Source organism: Xanthomonas sp. 3075 (assembly GCF_014197275.1).
In the GTDB taxonomy this organism is placed as follows: Bacteria; Pseudomonadota; Gammaproteobacteria; order Xanthomonadales; family Xanthomonadaceae; genus Xanthomonas; species Xanthomonas campestris_B.
Window position 1 is genome coordinate 101388 of record NZ_JACIFI010000016.1, and the last position, 8736, is coordinate 110123.

Here is an 8736-nt window from a genome sequence, read left to right on the forward strand (position 1 = left end):
GACCATTCGTCTGCCCCCTGCCCCGGATGCCCGCCATGTCCCCGACCTCGTCTTCCCTGCGCGACCTCGAACACCACAGCGCGTTCGTCGAACGCCACATCGGCCCCAACGACGCGGAAATCGCGCAGATGCTGGACGTAGTCGGCCACGCCTCGCTGGATGCGCTGACCGATGCGATCGTGCCCGGCAACATCAAGTCGCCTGCGGCGCTGGCGCTGCCCGAAGCGATCACCGAAGAAGAAGCGCTGGCCAAGATCCGCGCCATCGCCAGCAAGAACCAGGTGCAGCGCACCTTTATCGGCCAGGGCTATTACGGCACCCACACGCCCAAGGTGATCCTGCGCAACATCCTGGAAAATCCGGCCTGGTACACCGCCTACACGCCGTACCAGGCAGAGATTTCGCAGGGCCGCATGGAAGCGTTGATCAACTTCCAGACCCTGTGCGCGGATCTGACCGGCATGCAGATCGCCAACGCCTCGCTGCTGGACGAAGCCACCGCCGCGGCCGAAGCGATGACGCTGGCCAAGCGTTCGGCCAAGTCGAAGTCGGAGACCTTCTTCGTGCACGACGCGGTGCATCCGCAAACGCTGGAACTGCTGCGCACCCGCGCCGAGCCGCTGGGCATCGTGCTGCGCGTCGGCACGCCGGAAGAGGCGCTGCAGGCCGAGTGCTTCGGCGTGCTGCTGCAGTACCCGGACAGCTTCGGTCACATCGGCGACCATGCCGTGCTGGCCGATGCGGTGCATGCGCAAGGCGGCTTGGTCGCGGTGGCCACCGACCTGCTCGCGCTGACCCTGATCGCCGCGCCCGGCGAATGGGGCGCGGATATCGTGGTCGGCAACTCGCAGCGCTTTGGCGTGCCGTTCGGCTTTGGCGGCCCGCATGCGGCCTTCATGGCCTGCCGCGATGCCTACAAGCGGTCGATGCCGGGCCGGTTGATCGGTGTGTCGATCGATGCCGCCGGCAACCCTGCCTACCGTTTGACGCTGCAGACGCGCGAGCAACATATCCGCCGCGAGAAGGCCACCTCCAACATCTGCACCGCGCAGGTGCTGCTGGCGGTGATGGCCTCGATGTACGCCGTCTACCACGGCCCCGAGGGCCTGACCCGCATCGCGCGCCGCACCCATCGTCTTGCCGCGATCCTGGCCGCCGCGTTGCGCGGAGCCGGCGTCAATGTAGGCGAGCATTTCTTCGACACCCTGCACGTCAAGGCGATCGATGCCGATGCCATCCACGCCAAGGCCCGTGCGGCCGGCATCAACCTGCGCGCGATCGACAGCGAAGCGGTGGGCATCAGCCTGGATGAAACCAGCACGCGCGCCGATGTGGTGGCGCTGGCCGCGTTGTTCGGTGCGCAGGCAAACGTGGACGCGCTGGATGCGGCCACCGCCGACGCGTTGCCGCACGGCCTGCTGCGCAGCAGCGCGTTCCTGACCCACCCGGTCTTCAACACCCACCACAGCGAGCACGAACTGCTGCGCTACATGCGCTCGCTGGCCGACAAGGATCTGGCGATGGATCGCACCATGATCCCGCTGGGCAGCTGCACCATGAAGCTCAACGCCACCGCCGAAATGATTCCGGTGACCTGGCCCGAGTTCGGCGCGATCCATCCGCTGGCACCGGCCGAGCAGTCGGCCGGTTACGCACAGCTGATCGACGAGCTGGAAGCGATGCTGGTCGAATGCACCGGCTACGATGCGGTGAGCCTGCAGCCCAATTCCGGCGCGCAAGGCGAATACGCCGGCCTGCTGGCGATCCGCGCCTATCACCGTTCGCGTGGCGAGGCGCATCGCGATATCTGTCTGATTCCCGAATCCGCGCACGGCACCAACCCGGCTTCCGCGCAGATGTGTGGCATGACGGTCGTCGTGACCAAGTGCGATGCCAACGGCAATGTCGACGTCGAAGACATCCGCGCCAAGGCGGAAAAATATTCCGAGCGTCTGGCCGCGTTGATGATCACTTATCCATCAACGCACGGCGTGTTCGAAGAAGACGTGGTGGCGATCTGCGAAGCGGTGCATGCGCATGGTGGCCAGGTCTATACCGACGGCGCCAACATGAATGCCCTGGTCGGTGTGGCCAAGCCCGGCAAGTGGGGCTCGGACGTGTCGCACCTCAACCTGCACAAGACCTTCTGCATTCCGCACGGCGGCGGCGGCCCGGGTGTGGGCCCGTGTGCGGTGAAGTCGCACCTCGCGCCCTTCTTGCCCCGCACGCTGGGCGGCGAAGGCGACGTCGGCATGGTCAGCGCGGCCAGCTACGGCTCCGCCTCCATCCTGCCGATCAGCTGGATGTACGTGACCATGATGGGCAGTGGCGGGTTGCGCAAGGCGACCCAGGTGGCGTTGCTCAACGCCAACTACATCGCCAAGCGCCTGGCGCCGCATTACAAGACGCTGTACACCGGCCGTAATGGCCTGGTGGCGCACGAATGCATCCTGGATGTGCGGCCGCTGGAGAAGACCAGCGGCATCGGCGCCGAAGACATCGCCAAGCGCCTGATCGACTTCGGCTTCCACGCACCGACGTTGAGCTTCCCGGTCGCCGGCACCTTGATGGTGGAGCCGACCGAAAGCGAATCGCAGCACGAACTGGACCGCTTCATCGACGCGATGATCCAGATCCGCGAAGAGATCCGCGCCATCGAAGACGGCCGCCTGGACCGCGACGACAACCCGCTCAAGCACGCCCCGCATACCGCCACGCAGGTGTCGGCCAGCGAGTGGACGCATGCCTACCCGCGCGAACTGGCCGCCTTCCCGCTGCCCAGCCTCAAACAGCAGAAGTACTGGCCGCCGGTGGCACGCGTGGACAACGTCTACGGCGACAAGAACGTGATGTGCGCCTGCATCCCGGTGGATGCGTACAAGGACGACGTGGAAGCGTAAGCGCCGCAACGCGGCCCTTCGCTCGACTCAAACCCGGCCGCGTACGTTGCGGCCGTGGTTTTTCTTGCATGGCGCCACCCTGCAGTGCGCTCAGCAGGTGATGGCGGCCGTCGCAAGGCCACATGCGGCAAGCGCTAGCGGCGTGCGCGCCTGCGGCGTACCACCCACGCCAGCATCGCCGCGATGCCTACCAGGACGATGGTGAGGACAGGCCACAGCGCTAGCTCGGCCAGCAGTCCGCAGCCGCCTTCGATGCAGTCGAATTGGCCGCTCAAGGCCCACCAATAGGCAAGATTGAAGGCGACCAGGGCGCAGCCCCCGCAGATCGCCGCCCACAGGAGGATTCGCTTCAATCGTGTCATGCCGACCGTCCCTGCACGCGCTGTCGTCCAGGTCGGACATATAGCACATGCGCCTTCGCTACCCGCAGCATCGCCATGCCGCAGCCGGCCGTGCATGCCCGCGTCTACGCATTGCATCGCGCGCGACGTCATCGCCGCGCCATCGCGCGTTGACTCTTCCCTAAGCACGCACTTGCGATGCTGGCACGCCTCGACACATGGTAGGGCACGCAGTGATCAAGCTCGAGATGACCAGGCGCATACGCACGCTGACCTGCCTGCTGCTGGTGGGCTGCAGCGTCGCCGGTTGCACGCCGCGCCGGCCCGGCGCGGTGCCGGCCTTGGTGGAGGCACCGGACACGCAGCAAACCGTGGTGCGCACCGATACCGGTGCGGTACGTGGTGTGCACAACGCGCAGGGCGGCGCCTATCTGGGCATCCCGTTTGCAGCGCCCCCGGTCGGCGCGCTGCGCTTCCGCGCGCCGCAGCCAGCGCCCCAATGGAGCGGCGTGCGCGACGCTACCCGTGTGGGACCGGCCTGCCTGCCGCGCTATCGGTTCGGCCAGAAGGAGCTGTCCGAAGACTGCCTGACGCTCAACATCTACACGCCGCCCGGCCCTGCCCCCGCGCATCCGCGCGCAGTCATGGTGTGGATCTACGGCGGCGCGATGCAACTGGGCAGCAACGCCGACTACGACCTGAGCGCGCTGGCGGCACGCCAGGATGTGATCGTGGTCGCACCCAATTATCGACTTGGCGTCTTCGGCTTCCTCGCGCATCCGGCCCTGCGTGGCGAAGGCGAAGGTGCCTACGCGCTGCTCGATCAACAGGCCGCCTTGCGCTGGGTACAACGCAACATCGGCGCATTCGGTGGCGATGCGCGCAATGTCACCGTATTCGGCGAATCCGCCGGCGCCTGGAGCATCTGCTCCCATCTCACTTCGCCGGGCGCCACCGGCCTGTTTCAGCGCGCGATCCTGCAGAGCGGCAGCTGCCTGGCCGGCGATTCGGGCCTGCCGCGCGTCGAGGCCGAACGCGGCGGTGTGCGCATGGCGCAGGCGCTCGGCTGCGATGGCGCGGCCGATGTTGCCGGTTGCCTGCGCGCACTGCCGGCCGATGCCTTGCTGGATGCCAAGCCGCAACGCCGCGGCCTGACCGGCGGCGATGCCTGGGCACCGATGGTCGGCGGCGACGTCCTGCCCGAGCCGCCGGAAACGGCGATCGCCAACGCAAGCCACCCACGCCTGCCGCTGCTGCTGGGCAGCAACCGCAATGAAGGACGTCTGTTTGCGCAACTGGCCTCCTATGTGGGCGGCTTCGTGTTGCGCAGCAGCTACCGCTCGCGCGTGCAGGGGATGCACGACGATCCGGCGGCGGTGCTTGCGCAGTACGCGGACGTCGCCGCGCGCTCGCGCTGGAGCGCCTACGCCGACATCGTCACCGATGGCGTCTTCGCCTGCCCCACCCGCCGGCTCGGCCACTTGTTGCGCGAACAGATGCCGGTGTATGCCTACGAATTCGACGACCCGCACGCGCCCTACGGCCTGTTGCGTCTGCCGTTCTCGCATCCGCTGGGCGCCTATCACGCCGCCGAACTGGTGTATCTGTTCCAGCGTCCTTGGGCACTCAGCGGCGAGCCGCAGTTCAGTCCGTCGCAGCACGCATTTGCCGACACGCTGCAGGATTACTGGGGCGCGTTTGCACGTACCGGCGATCCCAATGGCGCAGGCCGGCCACACTGGCCACGTTTCGATGGAAACACCCCATTGACGCTCTCGCCCGGCAGGATCGGCGCGACGCCCGACTTCGTGCAGCGTCATCGTTGTGCGTTCTGGGATGCACAAGCGCACGCTGCCACACACACGCCGGCGTCCGCTACCGCCGCGCATCCAACCTCGCAATGATCCACACCTCCACAGGAGTTACGCATGTCTGTCGCCACTTCCTCCCCCTGCCCCATGGTGCCGCTACGCAACGGGCGCAGCGTGCCGGCGCTGGGCCTGGGCTCGTGGAATCTGGGCCAGGGCCGGCATCCGCCGCAGCAGGAGATCGACGCGTTGCAGACCGGCCAGCAGCTAGGCATGCGCCTGATCGACACCGCCGAGATGTACGGCAACGGCCGTTCCGAGCAGTTGATCGGCCAGACCATCGACAGCGCACAGGCACCGTACCTGGTGTCGAAGGTATTGCCGAGCAATGCGAGCGCGCGCGGCATTGCGCGTGCCTGCGAAGCCAGCCTGCAGCGGCTTGGCGTGCGCACGCTGGATCTGTATCTGCTGCATTGGCGCGGCGGCAGCGATCTTGCCGAGGTGGTCGACGCGTTCGAGGCGCTGCGCGATGCTGGCAAGATCCGCGATTGGGGCGTGTCGAATTTCGATGTGGACGATATGCAGGATCTGTGGCGCATCGATGGCGGGCAGCGCTGCCTGGTCAATCAAGTGCTCTATCACGCCGGCAGCCGCGGTATCGAATTCGATCTGCTGCCGTGGTGCGCCGACCATGAGGTGACGGTCATGGCGTACTCGCCACTGGGGAGCCGCGCCTTGCTCGATCATCCAGTGCTGCATGCCATCGGTGTACGGCGTGGCGTTGCAGCCACTGCGGTGGCATTGGCCTGGGCAATCCGCAGCGGCCAGGTGATCGCCATCCCCGAATCGGGCACGCCCGCACACGTGCGTGAAAACGCCGCAGCATGCACATTGCAGCTGGATGCGCAGGATCTTGCCGCACTCGATAGCGCGTTCCCGCCACCAACGCGCAAGCAGCCGCTGGATCTGCTGTAGATCAAACACCGCACGCTGGGTCACGCAGACCGTGCATGTGGCGGTGTTCGCATCATGCGCGTGGTGTGTTGGCATTGCACAGCGCGCGGTAGCGCACGCTTTGCGTCGTGACGCAAGCATGTGAGTGTTTGCTCGCATGTAGACACATCCGTTTAACAGCGCCACTCCCAGGCTCGGTTGGATAGCTCGCATCCCAGCCCGCCAACGTGGAGTCCCCCATGGCCAAGTCCCCAAGCAAACCCGCACAGGTTTCTTCTGTCGGCAGTTCCGCCAGCGCGCAAGAGTTGCGCGGCACCGGCGACGAACTGCACCAGAAAGCCGGCGGCTCGCATCCGCAATTGACCACCAACCAGGGCATCCCGGTTGGCGATAACCAGAACTCGCTGCGCGCCACGCCGCGTGGGCCGACGTTGCTGGAAGACTTCATCCTGCGCGAGAAGATCACCCACTTCGATCACGAGCGCATCCCCGAGCGCATCGTGCATGCACGCGGCAGCGCGGCGCATGGCTATTTCGAGCTGACCAAGTCGTTGAGCCAGTACACCACCGCCAAGATCTTTACCGAGGTTGGCGAAAAAACCCCGCTGTTTACGCGCTTTTCCACCGTTGCAGGTGGCGCCGGCTCGGTGGACACACCGCGTGACGTGCGCGGATTCGCAGTCAAGTTCTATACCAAGGAAGGCAACTGGGATCTTGTCGGCAATAACATCCCGGTGTTCTTCATCCAGGATGCGATGAAGTTCCCGGACCTGATCCATGCGGTGAAGATGGAACCGGACCGCGGTTTTCCGCAGGCAGCCAGCGCGCATGACACGTTCTGGGATTTCATCTCGCTCACCCCCGAATCGATGCACATGATCATGTGGGCGATGAGCGACCGTACGATTCCGCGTTCGCTACGCATGATCGAAGGCTTCGGCATCCACAGCTTTCGCTTCCTCAACGAAGCCGGCGACAGCACCTTCGTCAAGTTCCATTGGCGTCCCAAGCTGGGTCTGCAGTCCACGATCTGGGACGAGGCAGTCAAGATTGCCGGCGCAGACCAGGACTTCCATCGTCGTGATCTGTTCGAATCGATCCAGAACGGCGATTTCCCCGAATGGGAACTGGGCGTGCAGTTGTTTACCGAGGCGCAGGCCGAGGCGTTCCCGTTCGACCATCTGGATTCGACCAAGGTCATTCCCGAAGAATTGGTACCGCTGCAGATCGTCGGCCGCATGGTGCTGGACCGCTGGCCGGACAACTTCTTCGCCGAAACCGAGCAGGTGGCCTATTGCCCGGCCAACATCGTGCCCGGCATCGACTTCAGCAACGACCCGCTGCTGCAGGGTCGCCTGTTCTCGTATCTGGATACGCAGTTGAGCCGCCTGGGTGGACCCAACTTCCATCAGATTCCGGTCAACGCGCCCAAGTGCCCGTTCGCCAATAATCAGCGCGATGGGCACATGCAGATGGGCGTCCCCAAGGGCCGTGTCGCCTACGAGCCAAGCTCGCTGCAGGCCGATGCACCCCGTGAGGCGCTGCGTGGATTCCCCAGCCATGCAACACCTGCGGAAGACGGCGCCAAGGGACGCGTGCGCGCAGAAAGTTTTGCCGATCACTACAGCCAAGCGCGGATGTTCTTCCGCAGCCAGAGCGCACCGGAACAGGCCCATATGGCATCGGCGCTGGTGTTTGAGTTGTCCAAGGTGGAGACCGCGCACGTGCGCGAAGCCATCGTTGGCCACCTGCGCCACATCGACCCGACGCTGGCGCAGCGCGTGGCCGATGGCATAGGCATGACCACGTTGCCGCCGGCACCACCGGCTGCGGTTGCGCCGACCGATATGCCGTTGTCGCCGGCCTTGCAGCTGATCGGCAAGATGAAGGACACCTTGCAGGGCCGCACGGTGGGCATCCTCATTCACGATGGATCCGACGCCGCTGCGATCAAGGCGGTGCGCAAGGCTGCCGAAGCTGCGGGTGCCACAGTGAAAATCGTCGCGCCGAAAGTGGGCGGCGCCAAGCTCAGCGACGGCAAGCAACTGGCCGCCGACGGCCAATTGGCAGGCACACCATCAGTGGTGTTCGATGCGGTGGCGGTGCTGTTGTCCTCGGAAGCAGCCAAGGCGCTGACACGCGAATCGGCAGCACTGGACTTCGTCAGCCATGCCTGGGCCCATCTGAAGGCGATTGCATACGACGATGGCGCGCAGCTACTGCTGAAGGCCGGCAATGTCGGCAAGGACGCGGGCGTGATTGCAGCGGCCGATACCAAGGCCTTCATCACTGCCGCCAAGACCCGCCAGTGGGCACGCGAGCCGAAGGTGCGCATGCTGGCGTAACCGTATCCGCAGAGGCTGCACAGGCTTGGGCGCGAACGACTCGACGTCGTTCGCGCCCAAGTCGTTTATGCGGGCAGCAACTCATCTTCAGCAGTAGACCAACGCGTCCTATGCAACGGCCAGCCTTCAGCCATTCTTTTGGCCGCGTCTAATAAACGACGCTGCGATTTGGAATCCTGGCTGCCTTTATGTCGTTGCTCCTTCTTGTCTTTGGGGTGTTGGCACGCGCGGATAGGCCAGCTGTAGAGCAGCGGGCTGCGACTCGGCTGCAAGGCCCTTGCCCGCCCACCGGGGCGGGACACGCCGCAAGTACGTCCTTGTAGCAACTGTGTTGTTGGAGGGGCTTTGGCCACTCCGTCAGCCGGGCACGGTGGTGCCGGCTGCTGTC

Annotated in this window: 5 protein-coding genes; 4 read left to right on the forward strand and 1 reads right to left on the reverse strand. The window is 65.3% G+C overall.

Translation table 11 applies throughout. The annotated features are described in order from the left end of the window. Positions 1–26 precede the first annotated feature (26 nt). A complete protein-coding gene (gcvP, locus tag GGR62_RS15560; protein ID WP_184408754.1) occupies positions 27–2900 on the forward strand; it encodes an aminomethyl-transferring glycine dehydrogenase in 2874 nt (957 codons plus the stop codon). 134 nt (positions 2901–3034) lie between these two features. Here the strand turns inward: gcvP and GGR62_RS15565 are convergent, their stop codons facing one another. Next, positions 3035–3253 (reverse strand): hypothetical protein, encoded by a 219-nt coding sequence (locus GGR62_RS15565; protein WP_184408755.1) that lies wholly within the window; start codon positions 3251–3253, stop codon positions 3035–3037. Positions 3254–3489: 236 nt separating this feature from the next. Between GGR62_RS15565 and GGR62_RS15570 the strand changes: the two genes are divergently transcribed. The 3 genes from GGR62_RS15570 (at position 3490) to GGR62_RS15580 (ending at position 8348) form a co-directional block, all read left to right on the forward strand. Next, entirely contained in the window at positions 3490–5145 is a 1656-nt protein-coding gene (locus tag GGR62_RS15570) for a carboxylesterase/lipase family protein (RefSeq protein ID WP_184408756.1), read from the forward strand. Positions 5146–5169: 24 nt separating this feature from the next. Then, a complete protein-coding gene (locus tag GGR62_RS15575) occupies positions 5170–6024 on the forward strand; it encodes an aldo/keto reductase (RefSeq protein ID WP_184408757.1) in 855 nt (284 codons plus the stop codon). 218 nt (positions 6025–6242) lie between these two features. Then, entirely contained in the window at positions 6243–8348 is a 2106-nt protein-coding gene (locus GGR62_RS15580; RefSeq protein WP_184408758.1) for a catalase, read from the forward strand. Positions 8349–8736: the final 388 nt, after the last annotated feature.